Here is an 18,524-nt window from a genome sequence, read left to right as displayed (position 1 = left end):
TAGCGCTTGCAGGGCGACCGCGGTGCCCATCGAATAGGCCCAGATGACCTCGGGGCCTTTTACCCGGTCAGGCATCTCACGGGCCGCTTGCATCACCCGCAAGGCGTCATCGACCTCCAGCCTGCCGAAGGTCGCGCGCTGGCCCCCGCTCTTGCCATGGCCGCGGCTGTCCCATGCCACGCAGCGGAAGCCTGCGGCGGAGAGCTTCTTGGCCACGGGCAGCATCTGCTCCTTGCTGTTTCCCAGGCCATGGAGCAGCCAGGCAGTGCCCCGCGGTTTGGCGCTGGGCGAGGGATCGAGGGTGTAGGCGGAAAGCTTGATACCATCCTTCGCGACCACCTCGAAGTGCTGCGGCTTGAGCTTGGTCTCATTCTCCCAATGCGCGGCATCATCGGCCCGGCGCGGGATGGTGAGGATGTCCGCGGCGCGGCGGGTCACGCAGGAACTGCAAGATAGCGCCAAGCCGCACAGCAAGGCATGGGAAACTCCTATCTTCGGTCGCGAACTCATGCTGAAAATTCAGCATTTGAGATCCAGTAGGACAAGCGTGGAAATTCCCCGACGCTTTCTTGTCATGCGTGAATGATCGCCCTGCAAGAATGCTTACCTATAGCATGCCGTTTCACTTCCCGGGCCACCGCGCTACGACCATCATTGTTGGGCTGGTGGCGTTGCTTCCTATTCTGAGCTCAGGTGCGGAGGAGGCCTTGGCTGCACGGATGGAGGCCTACCTGAAGCAATCCTTCCCCGCCAAAATACGGGAGGTGGAAGTGAAGGGGACGACCATCCATGTGGCTGGCACATTGCCTGCCGGTAGCGGGGAGTGCGGGCTGGTAGAAATTCCGATCGAGACGGAAGCCGGAGAACAGCCCAAAGACGCGGATACAACGTCGATCCACCCGAATGGTGATGGAAGCTTTGCGATCGATCTCCCCCGGAAGAAGCCACGAGGAGAGAAGAACTATGACCGCTTGCTTTCACGCTGGCAGATTATCGGCAAGGCGGACGGCGCTCCCCTTTCCGCAGCGCACTATGCAGATGAAGTGAGCTGCCGTTCACCTCAATTGCCGCCGGCGACGCTGAAGAGCAAGAAGGGGCTGGGCGGCTGGGGCATCGGGACACTACCGGATGAGATCAAGGAGCTCGGCATTTCGGCGGTGACCGTGAATGTGATGGTCCATTCCCTAGTTTCACTGAGTCCCGGCGACGGCAAGACGGCCTTCGAATGGCGGGGCCGGACCTACTATGCGCAGGACAAAGCACTGGAGGGCTTCGACAACACCTTCCGCGAAGCGGAAAAGCAGGGAGTGATGGTTTCGGCAATCCTCCTGATCCCGAATCCAGCGAAGGACAGCAATCCGGTGGTGAAGGTGATGGGGCATCCCGATGCCACCAAGGAAGGCACCTTTGCGATGCCCAATCTCACGACGGAGGAGGGTGTTGCGCTCTATGGTGCAGCCCTCAACCTGATGGCGGAGCGCTGGTCGCGGCCGGATGGGAAGTATGGGCGGGTCCACCACTGGATCATGCACAACGAAGTGGATGCCGGCTGGGAGTGGACGAACGCCGGTGACAAGCCGGACATCGTTTACATGGATCTCTATCAGCGCTCGATGCGGATGATGGACCTGATCGCGCGGCAGTATGATCCGAACAGCCGGCCCTTCATCTCGCTGACCCAGCACTGGGCCAATAAAGGGCTGGCGAAATGGTACGGCTCGAAACGCCTGTTAGAGCTGTTGCAAGGTTTCGGGCGTACCGAGGGTGAGTTTCCCTGGGGACTGGCCTACCACCCCTACCCCCAGGATCTGACCAATCCCCGGACTTGGGAGGATGGCCAGGCAACATTCAGCTTCAATACGGAGAAGATCACACCGAAGAACCTCGAGGTGCTGGATGCCTACATGAAGCAACCCGCGCTGCAGTATCGCGGCAAGATGCGACCGGTTCATTTGACGGAAAATGGGTTCAACTCTCGGGATTACTCCGCGGAGCAACTCGCCTGCCAGGCCGCAGGCATGGCTCTGGCATGGAAGAAGATGGCGGCGCTATCTTCGATTCAAGTATGGGACTACCACAACTGGATCGACAACCGGCATGAGGGCGGGCTGAAGATCGGGTTGCGGAAGTTCCGGGATGAGCAAGGAGATCCCCTGGGCAAGAAGCCGATTTGGTTCCTCTATCAGGCCTTCGGGACAAAGGAGGAAGACAAGGTGGCAGAGCCGTATTTGAAGACGATTGGGATCAAGAGCTGGGGAGAGATCATCCACCGGGAGGAGATCCGGTAGAATGGAGTTTCCGTCTGGATTGTGAGCCGCTGCCCCGCCCTCTTGACGCAACCAAGGTTGTCCGACGAGTCGTTCTTGGAGGGAATTGGGTAGCGAAGGCTGTTAGAATGGATTCACCGACCGACCAAGCCGGCTAAAGCCAGCGCACCCAGTTTCATTGAGCCGGTTATTGTCCCGTCCCTTCGGGGGCTGTCTCTTCCTCCTCCTCGTCATCGTCGCTGCCGCCGTAGCCAAGCACCTCGACGGTGATGTCGGAGGCAATCTCTTCGATCGCAGGAGCCGTTTCAGGATCCTTCACTGCTGAGGTCGGGGCGGGAGTGGTTTCGGCAGATGCCGCGGCGGCGGTGGTTGCAGCGGAAGTGACGGTAGCCACGCTCGGGGCGGAAGCTGCGGTCGGGGTGCCGCTGCTGGAGCCGCCCACGGAGATGTTGCCGGCATTCACCACTTGGTTCGCGGAGATGTTGAGATTGCCGGAGACGCGGATGCCTGCATCGCCAGCATCCACGGTGCCCTTCGGGGCGACGAGATCGACGTCGCCGAGGGGCACGCCTGCCACGGTGACCAGCGCGCCGATGCCACCACCGGTGGCGAGGCCAGCGAGGTCGGTCTGGACCGCAGCGCTCTGGGGATCGATGAGCACGCGGGTGGGCGGTGCGGAGGTGACCGTCTTGGAGGAAGAGCCGGCCGCGATGTCGCCATCGGTGGACCAGATCACCTGATTGCCACCGCGCAGGGTGAAGATACGGCCGATGCCGATGTTCACGTCCTCCTTGGCGAAGGTGAAGATATTGCCGCCGCTTTCGGTGATGATCCCGGGCGGCGAGAGAGGGTTGCCGATGGCGGTATTCGCGAGGGTCAGGCCCCCGCCCGGCATGAGCAGATTGATGGCACCACCGCGGGTAGTGCGGATGCTGCGGCCGCGGGTGAGGATGTCACCCGGCACCGGACTCTTGCCGAACAGAAGTTCGATGGCCTCCGTCGCGGTGTCGTAGTTGCCGGTGGTCGCGTAGTTGCGGCCGGCATCGCGGAGGATCAGATAGAAGACCCCGAGTGCGAGACGGGCCTGCTCCTCATCGTCGAGCGAGGCGAAGTTCACGCCGGGGGCGAGTTCCTTCAGGTAGGCTTCTCCTTCCGGGGTGTCGACGTAGCGCGTGATGAAGGCGGCGAAGTTAAGCGAACTATCTGCAAGCGAGGTGGCGTCGGAGATGCCTGCGCCGACGATCAGGTTTGCTCCGGAAGCCGATAGCCCGGGATTGCGGGCGTTGCCGATGCTGGTAATGCCAGCACCTGTGCCATCGGCGAGTTCGGCACCAGTCCCAAGATCCAGATTGCGCCCGGCCAGAACCTGGAGCGTTCCCGGGCCGGAGATCTGGATGTCACCGGCATTCGCGGGGCTGTCGTTATTGACCACGTTGCCCGTGGCAGTAGCGAGCAGGCGTAGCAGTGAATTTGCATTCGAGGGGATGATGTCTCGCCCCGCAGCCACCACGCTGGTATCACTGGCGTGGAGATTCTGGAGATAGAACGCCACATCGGTGATATCGCGGCCGGCATAGATCAGCGCGGCCTTTGGCGAGAAGAGCGTGAGCCCGGAGATATCGCCGCTGCCGGCGAAAAGGCGGAGCGGCTCGTCATCGTCGCTATGCAGCAGCCCGGAAGCGTGTAGTGCCTGCTTCACCTGGAGAATCGCCTGGGAGCCCTCGGTGGCACCGGTCTCGCGGAAGAGACGGTTCACGGACTCGAGGAAGTTGCCCCGGGTCGAGCGGGCTTGGTTCAGGTCGAGCCCCACCAGTGCGGTGTAGCCGAAGGGCGAAGCGATGCCCGGAATGGCATTCGGATCTGCGTCGGAAACATTGATGCGTGAGCTGCCCCAGGAGGTGCTGGTACCGTTGAAACTCACGCGGCCATTCCGCTGCAGGCCGTTGATCGCTCCGCCCGCAAGCAATTCGAGGTTACCGGTGGCGGATGGGGCCAGGGTCAAGTTGCCCGCAAGATTGATATCGCCGCCGAAGGAGGTCACATCCAGCGTCGGAGGGAGTAGCGAGACCAGTGTCCGGAAGGGATCTGCCGAGGTCTCCGCAAGACGCAGCCAAGGCTGATAGTAGGATGCGGAGGCGGGATTCGAACGAAGGATCTGCTGGCGATCAATCCACGCGTAGAGGAGCGGCGTGATGCTGCCTGCGCCGGACGCCGGCAGGGTCGCGCCCTGACGCAGGGTGACGGAGCCACCCACCGAGGAAACGCTGACGCTACTATCCTTACCATAGGTGCTGAAGTAGGACTTCTGCCAGAAGGTGTTGTTGATCCCCGGCGGCAGCAGGAAGGGATTCGCGACCGGACCGAGCAGCAGATCGCCCAGTGCGGTTACATCGAAGTCGCCCTTACCGAGGAACAAGGTGGTGGGGAGCCAGGTATTGGAATCGAAGGTATTGGCAGTGCCACCGAGCTGAGGGATCGAGGGCGAGCGGGTGGAATTCGTGACGATGCTGCCGCCAGCCGCCAGCGACCCGTGGCCGCGCTCCACGTAGTAGACGCCGGCATCGATGCTATTCCCGGCGCGGACGATAAGGTCACCTCCGCCGAGCTCGACCATCTTGGTCGCATTGGGCGCTCCTTTCGGCATGCGGGCATTGGTCGGGATGACCGCGTCCACGTTGTTGACGTTGTGTCCGGCCACCAGCGTGACGTCACCGCCACCCAGAGCACCAATGCCCTGGAAGAAATTGCTGAAGTCGACCCACCAGGTGGTGGAGGCCACATCGCCGTAACGGGAGCTGCCGAATTGACCGGTGACGGGGTCAACATAGCCACGACGGTAGAGCCAGTTGTTCGGGAGTTCGCGCTGGGAGTCCGCGATGATGAGGTTCTGGTTCGTGCGCGAGATATGCTCGATGTCCAGTCCCGCGAAGATCGAGACATTGCCGCCCGCCATGCTGTATTGGGCGGGATAGGAGGGCGTTTGCTGATTTGCGCCCAGGGTGATATTGCCGCCGGTCTGATCGAGGATCGGGACATCGAAGCTGCCCCCCATCGTCGGATCGGCGACGACCGTGCCGGCGGTGTAGATTGTCGCGAATTGATTCTGGAGCTGCACGCTGCGGCTAGCATGGATATCGATATCGCCGGTACCGGTGCGGATGACCTGGAAGCGATTGGTCAGAGCGAGGGCGGTCGTGGCGCTGTTGCCAGGATTGTTGTTAGAGCCGTTGCTATTCGAGAAGTTGCTGGTGTTATTCTTGCCCAGGAGCAGAGAACCGGAGCTGGCGGCGAGCGATTCGAGCGCCTGAGTGCGGCCGAAATCGGTAGCGCTGAAATCGGCGCCGGAGACCAGTCTGTAGGAGTAGCTGCGGGTATTGACTGGGAGCAGAGCGTTGGCAGGAAGCAGCAGCGAGTTGTAGGCGGCGGTGGCAAAGCCATCGCTGATGGTATTGAAGAAGGTCAGGTTCCCGGCAGCCCGCAGCGTGAGCACCCCGGCGGCACTCTTCGCGCCGAAGCGGTAGTTTGCGAGATTCCAATCCGAGGTGCTGGTGGAGGAGGAAGAGCCAAGCGTGAGATTCCCGGTGCGGTGGATGATCTCCGCTCCGGGCGCGAGCACCAGAATCGAAGCGAGACCGGGATTATGCGCTAGCAGGCGGTTGGAGATCGTGGTGTAGGCCGCGCTGGCAGTGCCAGAGGTTCCAAGGAAGGCCTCACCATCGGCCTTGATCTGATTCTGAATCGCAGTGGTGATCGTGCCGGTGGTGCTGGTAAGATCGTAGATCTTGTAAGCTTCCACCAGGATCGACGAGGCACCGGTGACGGTGGAGTCGAGGGAATTGACCGCGAGGTCGCTGCCAAGCTGCGGGGCGCGGAGATGGAGCTTGCCACCGAATTTCCCAAGCGCGGCGCTGCCCGAATTTTCTGCCGCGACGGAGAGATCGATTGATGACCCGGCGCGCAGGTCGAGAGCACCGGGACCCGCCACGCCATCGCGTGAAGCTCCGGCCTCGAGCGTGATCGTACCGCCCTTGCCGGCACTACTGAAGTCGGCACCGGAGGCGTCAAGACGGGAACCGGAAGCAAGAACAAGATCGCCATTTGCCACTAGGCGGATGCTGCCGCCAGTCGCCCCGGAGGCATCGATTGTGCCCGTCACTGTGACATCCCCTTGATCGGCGGAGAGTGTGAAGTCGCGAGCCAGCGAGAGGCCGTCCAAGGTGACATCGCCACTGCGCACGCGGAACTCTTGGCTACCCGTGAAGGAAGACTGCCGGAGGCTGGCAGCGAGGCCGGAGAGCGAGGGCAGCGCCGAGGTATCCAGGGAGAAGCTGCCATCCTTGCCACCCTGCCCACTGCTACCGAGCAAGGTGCCCAGGAGTGTGAAGCTGCCGGCCGGATTTGAGATCGCAAGCGATCCCGCATCTCCCCCACCCGGCTGAGCTGAGAGATCGAGGATGGCAGGCGCGGCGACCGTGACATTGCCGGTATCCGCACTGAGCTGGATATTGCCCGCCGATGAGTAGCGGATCGCGTCACCAAAGACGCGGCGATTGCCGGAAACATCGAGTTTGCCGCTCACCAGCAAGTTGCCGGTGGTGGCATGAAGGGAAAGATTGCCGCTTTCGAGAAGCACTTCACTGCCTGCGGTGATGGATGACCCAGTCAGAGTGAGCGTGGATCCGGCACCGCCGTTGAGCAGACCACTGGTCGCAGCACCCGTGGAGCTCAGCAGGAGGCTACCGCCAGCAGTGATGCTGCGCACAGCACCGGCGGCCCCGGTGAGGCGGGGCGTATCAAGGGTAAGTGCAGCCTGTGTGGAAAGGCCGCCCTTGCCCTCACCGATAATGCCGCGGCTGGCGGCAAGACGAACATTCGAGTATTGATTGAGCGCGATCTGATTGCTGCCGAGGCGGATGGTATCGGCAAGGATCTCCAAGGAGCCGGAGGCCGAGCCAGGGCTGGCGGCGGTGGATGCATTCGGATTCTGAAGCAGCACGTCCTTTGCGATCAATCGAGCGGTGCCGCTGCCTTGATTCACGCCGCGGATCTCGCCGGCACTGAGAGTAAGATTTGTCAGCGAGCTGGAGCCGAAGGATCCTGCTCCGAGGAGATCGATGGAGGAGTAGCTTAGCAGCCCGAGTGAAGACGACGCGCCCAAGGTGCCGAGGAAGCTATTATTGAGGACAAGGCTAGTGCCCGAAGGAGGAGCCGCATTCGGATCGAGCATCAGGCTGATGCGGCCGGCGCCGAAGGTATAGGCACTCGCAGCGAGGGAGGCGGTGGGATCCACGGCCAGGCGGGCGGTAGAATCGAGAGTGATCGATCCGCCGGTGATGCTCGCTCCGGCGCCAACGCTCAGAAGGGGCGTGGCCGAGGAGGTATTGCGGCTGCGCAGGACGGTGGCCGCAGGATTTCCAGAGACGCGCACCAAGGCGCCGTCGCCGGCGATCTTAAGGGTCTCGGCATTCGACTTCGCGCTGCCCGTGGAGGCAAGATCGGCGCCGGAAGCGAGGGTGAGCTCGCTCTTGGCTGCGAGGATGAGATCTTCCGCGGCCAGCGTCGATCCGTCGTTGTCGACGGTGATCTTGCCGCTATTCACCGTGACGGCGGTGGTACCGTCGGTGCCACGGGTGCGGACTCCACCGATGAGGAGACTTTCCGCTCCGAAGCCATTGAGCGCGGCTGAATCCAAAGTGATGGTTCCCGCTCCGCCGCTGGTGATGCCATTCGAGATGAAGGTATCGAGCTGGGTGCTGATATCGATCGCAGCACCGCGGCCGCCGCTGATCGACTTCGAGGCGACCGAGCCCGCGAGGTCCATCGACTGCGTCGCTTGAAAGCGCAGGTAGCCGGAATCCGTGGGCAGGACCGGAACCGGTGCATTCAGGGTAGCGGCGCTCTGCTTGATGAAGGTATTCGCAAGGAAATCGAAGTATTGCGCGCGCTGGCGCACGACCTTGGAGGAGGCCACTTCGAAGCGAGTGCTGACTTGAGGAGCGGTGCGGCCGGGGTCAAGGGAGTTGTAGCGGTATCCATTGACGACGCTCGCGCCGCCGGGAACTTCCAGCGAACCCATGCCCCCGGCCTGGCTGGCGGTGACCAGCACGGCCCCGGGCAATAGCGCGTAACGTGCGGGCAACAAGGTGTAGTAGCCCGCAGCAAGGGTCTTGCTACCCTCCAAGTAGATGCGGTCGCCCACGCCCAGGCTGCTATTGGTGTAGCCAGACGCATCCTGGATCAGATTCGCTTCGGAGGTGGAGTTGTTGTAAGGCGCGTAGGGCGCATACTCGGCACCGTAGGATGGAACGATGGCATAGCTGTTAGATTGTGTGAGGATATCAACCGGCCCGCCTAGGCCGGAGACCCATCGGTCGGCATACAGGTCACCGCCACCACGGAGGTCGACGGTCGAGCCGGACTCTTGGACGAGGTTGCCCCCGGAAAGTGTGATCGATTTCTCGGGAAGCCCACCTGCGGTGATATCGACACCGCGAGGATCGATCCACACGGTGCCATCCGGGCTATAGCCGTAGGGCAGCACCAAGGCCTTGCCAGTGGCGGGATCGACCGCAGAAACGGAAGTGATGCTACCCGCGGCGAGCGTGAGATCGGTGGTTACCGGAAAGGGGCGCGAGCTGCCGGTGAACCAATCGCGTGGGGCTGTGCCGGTACCGTCCCAGCCGAGATTGATGGTGCCGAAGGGTGCCCGAAGGACACCGGCCTGGTGAATCGTGGAGGCGTAGATGCCCAGCTTCCCGCCGGCGGAGAATGGCAGCGAGCGGCTACCGGAAGCCTCGATGGTGATCGAGCCTTTGTGCGAGCCGGAGGCGTTCTGGTAATCGTAGGCGATCAGGTTGAACTCACTCGCGGTGGTGGGGTAGATCTGGCCTGCGCGGAGCTTGAGGTCACCGGCAATAATGAAGGTGCCATTGCCGCGGACATCGCCATCCTCGGCCACCAGATTCGCGCGACCGGTGCCTTGCAGGCTGAGACTGCCGACGTCGATCTGGCTTGCGTCGATATCGAGCGTGCCATTGCCGTGTACTGCGGGAATGATGAAGGGCTGGCCGTTGTAGAGGATCGGGCTGGTCTCCTCCGCCGGCAGCGAGGGCGGGCGAAAGGCCGTGCCGAGGGCGACGGCACCGGCACGGATCGTGAAGCTGGAGTCGTTGAAGAGGATGCCCTGGTTCGCAAGGCTGACCCTGCCGCGGGCGTCGATGGTCACCGGCCCGCGGGTCTCTAACACGCCGCTGAGAGTCAGGGAATCGAAGCCGCCATTTTGGAAGGAATCTGCCGCGAAGAAGCCATGGCCTGAACCGAGCGAGCCATTCACGACATGGCCGATGGGGCTGGAGGAAATGGGATTCGCCAGGACTGGTCCCGATTGAGTCAAAGTCAGCGTGATATCCGACGGCACGGGGGTATCCGCGACGCCGTAGAAACGGCCCGAGGAAACCGACAGCGAGCCCCCAGCCGCCGAGGACCCACCGGCATTGCCGCGCAAGGTGGCATCGGAATAGAGGAACTGCCCGCCGGAAAGGGTGATGGTGCCCGCATTGCTATCGACCTGGACGGCCACGGTCTGATTAACCCGCGGCTTGCTGGTCAGACCGGTGTTCGGGAGCTTGGTGACCGGATTGGAGACGACGACCGAGGGATCGACGTCGAGGGTGCCACTGGTGCCGGAGACATCCAGAAGTGCACCAGCCGCCGCGACGATATTTCCGGAGACATTGATACTGCCGCCGCCGAGCACGCTGCCGATACGGCGGCCGTAGGCATCGGGCTTCAGCACAACGGTGCCCGCGGTGGAGAGGGTGCTGCTAGAGCCAAGGTAGGTCGTGGCCAAGGCTTGGTTGGGATCGCCGAAGGCCGCGTTGGTATTCGAGCTGCCCGACACACGAATGCTGCCTGCTGGCGCAAGGATGGAGCCGAGCACGGTGGCGGTGCTGCCACGGACCTCGACACTGGCGCCGGGGTCCGTGCGAATGACGGAGCCTTCACCAATCACCACGTCGCCGCGGTAGAGCAACAGCCCGGTGGCGGCATCGCGGACGCCTTCCGAGAGGAAGCTCAGGCTCACCGCCTGGCGCTCCGAGACTTCTGGCGCGCGGCCGTGGACGGTCTCATACTCACCGAGGAGGAGTCCCCCGCCGGGAGAATTCGCCACTACAGCCAAGCGCTTCGCAATCGGCTCGATGATGGTTCCCGGTGCCACGGAAACCGCGGGGAGGCCGGGACCGCCTAGTCCCTGCAGATTGAACTTGGTGAAACCACCTTGATTGAAGAAGGACGGATCGAGATGATAGACCCCGGCTTGCCCAGGTGGGCCACCGACTTGGATTGCGCCCGCTTGCAAGCTGAGGCTGCCGCCCTTCGCCCCGGAGATGCCGCGCAGCGTACCACCCAGCGAAAGCGTGCCACCGAGAATGGAACTAACGCGCGGATCCTTGCCGGTGAGGATGGAGATCGATCCTGCATTGCCGTAGCGACCCTTGCCATCCGAATTCATGGCGTAGCCGCCAGAGACATCCACCAAGCTCCCCTCGCCCAGGTTTGCCGAGTAGGCGCTGATGCTGATGCTGCCGCCATCGGGAATTGCCGGCGTGCTGGAGGATGAGGCGCTACGATCGTCCGTGATCAGGCCTGCGGTGCTCAGCGTGGCACCTTCGCCCAAGGTGAATATGCCCCGGCCGGGGCGCAGCGCCGGCACCTCGGGAACCGGCTTCGACAGCGCGACAGCCGCATCATAAGGCGAGATATTGAGCGCCGTGAAGGAGAGCGAGCCACCTGCCGCGGTGACACTACCGCGAATATCGATGTTCGAGGCTGTTAGGCTAATCGAGCCACCAGGGGATGCGGTGAGATTCTGTCCCTCCGCCACCGTGATCGATCCATTCTCATTGGTGACATCGAGATGACCGAATCCGCTGGAGGTGAGGAGATCGGGAGAAAGGTAGACCTGATTTTGCCGCTCCGCCGGGAGTGCTCCGGCATTGCCATTGCTATCCAGGGTGAATTCAGGGACGTCCGCCTGATCGACTCCTCCCTTGAAGACGATATCGAGGGCATCCGGATAGGTGGCGAAGTAGTTCGGCGAAAGATTCTCGCGGCCGCGGAAGTGGAGCGCGAGCTTCGCAACATCCGGCAGATTGCTGGAGCCGGGCTGGTTACGGATCTGGTTGCCACCGGCCACGGTGGATCCGCGCAGGGTGCCATCCAACACGATCGATGGTGCAGTGATCGTCACCGAGCCCGCGTTGGCCCCTTGCGTGTAGCCTTCCTGATAACGCGAGCCTGAAGGGGCCAAGGCGCGGTTGAAGCTCTCTACCACACCCCATTTCGAGTGAACTACCGAGGAGCTGCCGGTGTAGATACCGGAATAAACCTGATCAGGTGTGGCTTCCGAAATATCGACAATCTGACCATTACTGATCACGCGGGTGGTCGCCACGGTGCCGCCTTGGAAATTCGTCCAGCCGCCGGACACGTCGATGACCGAGCCTTCCCTTACCACTGCGGCATCGCCCGCTGAAATGGAGAGCGTGCCACCTGCCGTGGTGAGCTGCGCGACATCCCGCTGCACCAAGCCGAGGTAACCGATGAGATCGGCAAGCGGCGTGCCCACCCACTCGCGGCCGTCATAGGTGCCGGTCTTGCCGAGATCGACCACGATGGTCTCGCCGCGGAGCTCACCATCGCGCTGCACCGGAGCGACCGAAAGCTCCGAGCCGCGGAGCTCGAGCGTGATGATATTCTGCAACACGGAGGCGAGTGCATCCGTGGTTCCTGCAAGATTGATGACCGAGCCCTTGTCGAGGAAGACCTGCCCACCGGTGGAATAGAAGGTGGAGGCGGGAAGGTTCGGTGAATCGATGAAGGCCCAGCTACCGGCCTGAATCGAGGCGATCGCATTTGGAGCGAGCAGGATCGAGCCCTCGGCATGGTGGATGTTCTTGCCTTGGATATTGATCTGCGAGCGCAGGGCGAGCTGGGTGCCGATCGCCGTGGCAGTGCTAGCGGTTTCCGGTGTGATCCGAATCACGCTGTCTCCGCCCAAGGTGATATTCCCGCTGGAGCGCCAGACAAAGGCGCTGCCGGTGTTCGGATTCGAGGCCACGTAGCCGGGATTACCCACGGCATCGTAGTTCGCGAGCAGGTCCACGCGGCCATTGAGAGAGACCGAGGTCGTGCTATCGATCACCCCATTCTGCTGGATCGTCTTGCCGGTCAGCATCGCGCTAGCGCGCTGGATCTCGATCAGGCCGTTATTGGTCACCGTCCCGGCGTAGGGTGAGAGCGCGGAGGCCGGATCCGTCACCGCACCAACGAAGACATCCAGACCGCGCAAGGAAGGATCCGAATTATTGTGTGCCGCGACACCGACCTGCAGGCCGGCCGCGAGGATGACCTGGCCGGAGGGCGAGCTCAGTGTGCCATTGTTGGTGACATTCGCACCGGTTAGGAAGATCCGGCCGCCATTGCCATCCGCGCTCACCGGCGTGGAGATCTGCGCACCCGCTTGCACCGTGATATCGCCGATCGGGCCTTGCCCGAGACCATTGAAAAGGAAGGCCTGATTCGGGTTGTTCAACAGGCCGTTCGCGACCAATTCGTCATTGATCGGCAGGGCTGAGGCGGTGAGCGCGCCGGTATTCACCTGGCTTGAGCCACCGAAGATGATGCCATTGCGGTTGATGATGTAGACCTGCCCTTGGGCCTTGATGCTGCCGAGGATCTGGGTCGGATTCGAGGTTGGATCGTTTACCTTGTTGAAGGCGATCCATTGCCGGGCATTCGAGCCTCCCGCTGATTGATCGAAGGTAAGCGTGGTGTTCTTGCCGACGTTGAAGGTCTCCCAGTTCAGCAACGCCTGCTGGGCGGTCTGCTTCACGGTGACATCCACCTTCGCCCCGTTTGTCGTCTGGGTCGGCAGCTCTGCGCCTTGCCACCAAGAGATGTCCGTTGCCACGTGACCATCCACCTTCAGGCCGCCGCTCCCCAAGCCATCCGGGACATTCGGGAGAGGCTGCCCGGTAAGCGGATTGTTGCCGAGATTGTTGGCGCCGTTGATCGCGTTTGCGCGGGCCGCGGCCTGCATGGCCCGTACCGAGTTCAGCGCCTGCGTGGTGCGCGCCAAGGTGTCGGTCGCGTTCGCCCGGGCCTGGTTGGTCGCCGCGGGCGTGGTTCCGCCCGCGGGCGTAGGGCTTGCTGCGGGTGGTGCGGTCCCCGCGTTACCGCCGCCACGCAGGATGTCCGCCGATGCCTGCGACATCAGCACCGACATGCCCAAGGTCATGCGGAAAGCAGTGTGAAGCAGGGAGCTGCGGAGAGAGTGGTCGGCGGTCATGAGTGGATCGTGGCGGGCTTAGTTACTTGCCGAGGACTTTCGCGAGCTCGATCTCATTGATCGCGAGCGGATGATCCTTCAGCAACTGGGCGAGGTATTCCTGGCGGTTGAGGCGGGCGCGTTCGGCACGGAGTTGCACGGTCAACTGCTCACGCACCTGATCGAGTGTGGGCGTATGGGCCTCTTTGGCATCGAGCACCTTCAAGATGTGCCAGCCGTCATCCAGCTTCAGCGGCTCGGAGATCGTTCCTGCGGCGAGCTTCGGCAGTCGCTCGCGGATCTCCGGCTGCACTTGGGCCTCGGCCACCCAGCCGATCTCCCCTCCCCGCGCCTTGCTGGCGGCTTCATCGCTCTCCGCGGAGGCGATCGCGGCGAAGTCGGCATTCTTCTCCTTCAGCTTCTTCGCCACCGCATCGGCTTTCGTCTTGGCCTTGTCCGCCGTGGCCTTGTCGGCATCCTTGGCGGAAGCGATGAAGACTTGGGCAAGACGATAGGACTTCGGCACCTGCAACGAAGGCCTCGCCGCCTCATAGGCTGCCTGCAGGTCGCTATCCTTTGGGAAGTCAGCAGGCACCTTCGAGACGGATTCCAGATAGCTTTCAGTCAGGGCCGCTTCGCGCGCACGCACCAGCTTGGCCACCACCTCCGGATCCTGGTCCCACTTCTTCTCCTGCGCCTGCTTGAGGACCAGGCGCTGGATCAAGAGCGCGCGCACATACTGGCCAAGCGCGGCAGGATCCTTTGAAAGAGCTGCGTCCTGTCCCGCTTCGAGCCCCGCGATCGCCTCGCGGATTTCGTCAGTCTTCAGTTCGAGATCACCGATCTTCCCGAGCGTGGCGGTATCGGCGTAGGCGGCAGCGCTGGCCGCTGCAATAAATGCGATTAGACGGAGTTTCATAAAATTCAGGGTTTGGTGGTGCTATTGGTGGTGCTGGGGGCGTTCAGACGCTGGTCGAGGATCTTGTCCTTATAACCTTGGACCTGGTTCTCGATCTGCACGCGTGCGTTCCCGACAAAGGGTTCCTTCGCCGCAAGCGACTTCCCGAGCGCGTAGTTCTCGTAGCGTTCGAGGATCTCGTTCGAGACATTGAAGAGGGCGATGTTCTTGCGCTCGCGGTCCGCCACGGTGCGCTTCAGCACCACGACTTCATCGTTCGCCTGCGTCCGCTGCTCCTCGCTCTTCTTACCGGCGACCGTCGCGGCCTGGTAGGCAGCCTTCCACTTGTCGAGCGCGGCGATGTAGTCGGCCAGCCGCTTCTCGCGTTCGGCGAGCCGGTTGTTCAGCGAGGCAACGGTCTTGTCGGCGGCGGCCTTGTCATCGTTCGACTGCTTGGTCAGCGCGGCTTGCCGCTTCTCCAAATCGGCCAGCTTCGTCTCCAAGGCCTTTGCCTTCTGCTCTGCGGCAATACTCGCCGCTTGGGCATTCGCGGTTTCGCCTTGAGCGGTGCGGAGCTGGAGCGTGACGCCCTTCAATGCTTCCCGCAGTCGCGCGGCCTCGCCGTCCTCTTGGGCGGTGGACGTCAGTGGCAGGAGGAGAGCCGTTAGAAAGAGTGCTTTCATGATCGGTCAGAACTTGGCGTTAACATCAAACTGCAGCGTGTCCGTGGCGAGCGGTGGACCGGAGACCTCGTCGGAGCTCATCCACTTCAGGCCCACCCGCACATTCGGGGAGAGAGCCATCGCACCGCCGAGCGTGAAGCCTTGGACATTGGTCCCGCCCCCACCGAAGTCGGAGTCGGTGAAGCCATCCACCACGGCATCCGATTCCACATAGCGGTAGCCGATCCCCGCGACCCAATCCCCGCGCTTGTCCATCGCGGTGCGCCCGAAGAGGAAGTTCAGGTACCAGGCAGTGTCGCCGCCGTCAAAGACGCCCGTTCCGGCTCCCGCCCGATTGTTCACCGCCTTCGGGGCGATGTCACCGGCATCGAAGGCTAGGTTCTTCAGATACTCGCCGGTGAGCGCGAATTGGATCGGATCATAGGCGCTATAGTCCAGGCGCCCGGTGAGCGTCAACACCTTGAAGGGCGTGGCCAGGCCGTAGTATTGCCACTGGTTGGTGGTGCCGAAGCCATTCGCCGCGGTCGGGATGATATTGCGCAGAGCCATGTAGGTATTGCCGCGCTGGGCAAAGGAAGGCCGCGTCGCATCGGTATTGCCGGCATCATTCGGCCCCAGCGGCACGAAGGGCGTGGAGAGTTCCCCCTCGATGTTCTGGAAGTCGTAATAGGCCGTGCCGAACTTGGCCTTCAGATCGCTGGTGATCTTCCACTCGATCCCGGCCTGCGCGCCGTAGAGCCACTTGTCCTGGCTCTCAAACTTCGAGGGCTGGTTCGAGGCAAAGTTGAGATCGGTATTGTAGACCGGGAACAGGCCGGCAGCACCAAAGACCGTCACCTTGTCATTCAAGGCAAAGCGACCGCGGCCCGCCAGACCATCGAAGCCAAGGTCATCATCCCACATGACTTCGGAATTGAAGAAGGGATTGTCAAAGCGCCCCAAGAGGAAGGACAGCTCGCGATCCTCTTCCTTCACCACGTCGTAGCCGATGAAGGCGCGATCCAGCCAGATCTGATACTTTGAGAAATCCCCGCCGGAGCCACCGAGCGACTGGTTCGGCGAGACTGGCGAGCTGCTGTCACCGGTAGCGACCCGCATCCCCGCGATGAAACCTTCGCCTAGCATGATGTCCGCACCCAGCCGGGCCCGCAGACGGGCGCGGTTGCGGTTCTGGTCCACGTTATACTGCGGAGAGAAGAGCGTGCCGGAGGTATCGAAGGGAGCCCCGGTATTGATCGCGTTGAAGTTCGGGAAGGCTCCAGTGTTGTCATTCCCGTCCGCGAAGAAGATGCCCTCGTAACGTCCGCGGATATCCCCGAAGGGCCGGAAAGTCTCGGTCCACTCCGGTGCCTGATTGGCTCGCCACGCGTGCTCGCGCGCATCCGCCATCAGCTCCTGCTTGATCTCGTCGCGGATGCCGTTGCGGACCGTCTGGGGAACGTAGTTTACGCTTACCTCCCCTTCCGCCTTCGGCGGCGCTGCCACGGCAGCGGCCTGAGCCTGGACCTTGGCCTGGGCGGACTTTGCCTCGGCTTCGGCCTGCTCGATCAGCGCGAGCCCTTCCTCTTGGCTAAGCTGTCCCTTTTTCACCAGCAGCACCACAAGGTTGACCGCCATGTTCGGCGATGCCGGTGGCAAGGCATTGGGCGCGGGTGCCGGCTCCGGCGGCAGCTCGGGGGCACCGAGATTCGGATCGAAGACCTCGTTATACTGCTGCTGTGGATTGGGCACCGGTGGCAATTCCGGTGCCTCCTGGGCGGAGGAGATCGCGGCTCCCGCGAGGGTGGCGGCGACCGTCTTGATCACGGGGCGATAGGCGTGCGTTGCGGGCATGGCTCTTGAGAGACTTGGAAAAAATCAGCGTTTGCGCCCGGTGAGGCGCGTATGGATCGGCATCGGCATGTCGGCCGGAGGTGGCTCCGAGAAGCGCACGCCGATGAAGTCGTTGCGAAGAGACTGATCCAGGGAAGGGTCCCCCGTGGATGACTTCGGCTTGATTGAGGTGATGCGACCCTCGGCATCGATGCGCAGGGAGACCTGCACATCGAAGGTCGAAGCCCGGGTCTTCGAATTGCGGCGCAGCTCGGAGCCCAGCGTGTTCTGAAGCAGGGCAGCGTAACGGTCAAAGGGTCCCCCGCCCTTCCGTCCCTTGCCATTTCCACCACCACCGTTGCCATCGCCGCGACCGCTGAGGCCGAAGCCATTCGGTCCATCACCGGTCAAGCCGGTGCCGAGTTCCGCCGGCGGCTCTTCCGGGCCGGGCTCGTCAGGGGTTGCCTCGACGACCGGCTCCTGCTCGACCATCTCCTGTTCCTTCTCCTCAGGCGGCGGCTCCGCCTGCGGGGGAGGTGGTGGCGGGGGCGGGAGCGGAGGTGGTGGTGGCACCGGATCGATCATGACGACCGGATCGGACTTTTTCTTCGCCACGGTCTTCCTTCCGCAGCTAGACGCGCCCAAGACCAAGCCGACGGCGAGGCCGACTGCCATGATCCTTGCTACGACGACGTTCGTGGATGCCATGATGCTCATTTCTCCGGAGGTTTGGTAGCGAGACCGATCTTGGTGATCTTGAGCCGACCCAACAGGGTCAGAACATCCATGATCGTCTGGTATTGCGTCTGGCGGTCACCACGGACCACGGCGGGGACCTCCGCGGAAGCCGCGCGCGCGGCAGCGAGTTTGGTCTCAAGCTGGGCGAAGGTGACGTCCTCGTTGTTCAGTTTGATCTTGCCACCATTGTCGATGACGATCGCCTGGAGCTTGGGCGTATTCGGATTCAGCTTGGCAGCACTCTTGCTCGCGCGCGGCAGGTCGGCCTTCATCCCCTGCACCGATGCAGTGGTCATGATGATGAAAATCAAGAGCAGCACCAGGTAGAGGTCCACCATCGGCGTGACGTTGATGTCATCGAAGTTTTTGTCGTCCGCGGAAGCCATAATGAATCACTTGTTGGTGGTAGCCATCCCGATGTTGTCGATGCCCGCCCGGCCAAGGGCATCGAGCACATCCATGATCCCCTGGTACTGGCTGCGGCTATCACCGCGCACCACCACCAGCAGGTCTTTCTTCTTGGCCTTCAAGGCACCCAGTTTCGATTCTAGTTCAGCAGGGGTGACCGGGATCGTATTCAAGAAGATCTTCCCTTGGTTGCTGACCGTGACCGCCTGCATGCCCGGCAAGCCGAGCTCATGGACCGAGTTCTTGTCGGCCTTCGGCAGGTTCACCTTCGTCCCCTGCACGCCTGCGGTGGTCATGATGATGAAGATCAAGAGCAGCACGAGGTAGAGGTCCACCATCGGCGTGACATTGATGTCGTCGTAGCTCTTGTCATCCGCTGAGGCCATGAT

General features: G+C 62.4%; 9 protein-coding genes. 1 reads left to right on the top strand and 8 read right to left on the bottom strand.

Features of this window, described 5'->3' with window-relative positions; all coding sequences use genetic code 11:
- Positions 1-438 (bottom strand): alpha/beta fold hydrolase (locus BV071_RS01065; protein WP_265593914.1); only part of this gene is annotated, 438 nt, incomplete at its 3' end.
- Between the two features lie 176 nt (positions 439-614).
- On the opposite strand from BV071_RS01065, the gene BV071_RS01060 reads away from it, so the two are divergent.
- Positions 615-2,288, top strand: coding sequence for a DUF5722 domain-containing protein (locus tag BV071_RS01060; RefSeq protein ID WP_265593913.1), 1,674 nt, complete (start codon positions 615-617; stop codon positions 2,286-2,288).
- Positions 2,289-2,454: 166 nt separating this feature from the next.
- Here BV071_RS01060 and BV071_RS01055 read toward each other — a convergent pair whose 3' ends face one another.
- From BV071_RS01055 to BV071_RS01025, 7 genes are read right to left on the bottom strand one after another with little or no spacing between them, the layout of a single operon-like run.
- Complete coding sequence (locus tag BV071_RS01055) at positions 2,455-13,617, bottom strand: filamentous haemagglutinin family protein (protein WP_035600950.1); 11,163 nt, start codon at positions 13,615-13,617, stop codon at positions 2,455-2,457.
- A gap of 22 nt (positions 13,618-13,639) precedes the next feature.
- Complete coding sequence (locus tag BV071_RS01050; RefSeq protein ID WP_052572726.1) at positions 13,640-14,515, bottom strand: peptidylprolyl isomerase; 876 nt, start codon at positions 14,513-14,515, stop codon at positions 13,640-13,642.
- A gap of 5 nt (positions 14,516-14,520) precedes the next feature.
- Positions 14,521-15,177: a hypothetical protein gene (locus tag BV071_RS01045; protein WP_052572725.1), complete on the bottom strand. Its 657-nt coding sequence runs from the start codon at positions 15,175-15,177 to the stop codon at positions 14,521-14,523.
- A gap of 6 nt (positions 15,178-15,183) precedes the next feature.
- Positions 15,184-17,010, bottom strand: coding sequence for a putative porin (locus BV071_RS01040; protein WP_052572724.1), 1,827 nt, complete (start codon positions 17,008-17,010; stop codon positions 15,184-15,186).
- 24 nt (positions 17,011-17,034) lie between these two features.
- A complete protein-coding gene (locus tag BV071_RS01035; RefSeq protein WP_265593912.1) occupies positions 17,035-17,697 on the bottom strand; it encodes a TonB C-terminal domain-containing protein in 663 nt (220 codons plus the stop codon).
- A gap of 5 nt (positions 17,698-17,702) precedes the next feature.
- Complete coding sequence (locus tag BV071_RS01030; RefSeq protein ID WP_035600947.1) at positions 17,703-18,113, bottom strand: biopolymer transporter ExbD; 411 nt, start codon at positions 18,111-18,113, stop codon at positions 17,703-17,705.
- Between the two features lie 6 nt (positions 18,114-18,119).
- Complete coding sequence (locus BV071_RS01025) at positions 18,120-18,524, bottom strand: biopolymer transporter ExbD (protein WP_343123393.1); 405 nt, start codon at positions 18,522-18,524, stop codon at positions 18,120-18,122.

Source organism: Haloferula sp. BvORR071 (assembly GCF_000739615.1).
Taxonomy (GTDB): domain Bacteria; phylum Verrucomicrobiota; class Verrucomicrobiia; order Verrucomicrobiales; family Akkermansiaceae; genus Haloferula.
This window is presented reverse-complemented; position numbering and strand designations above follow the sequence as displayed.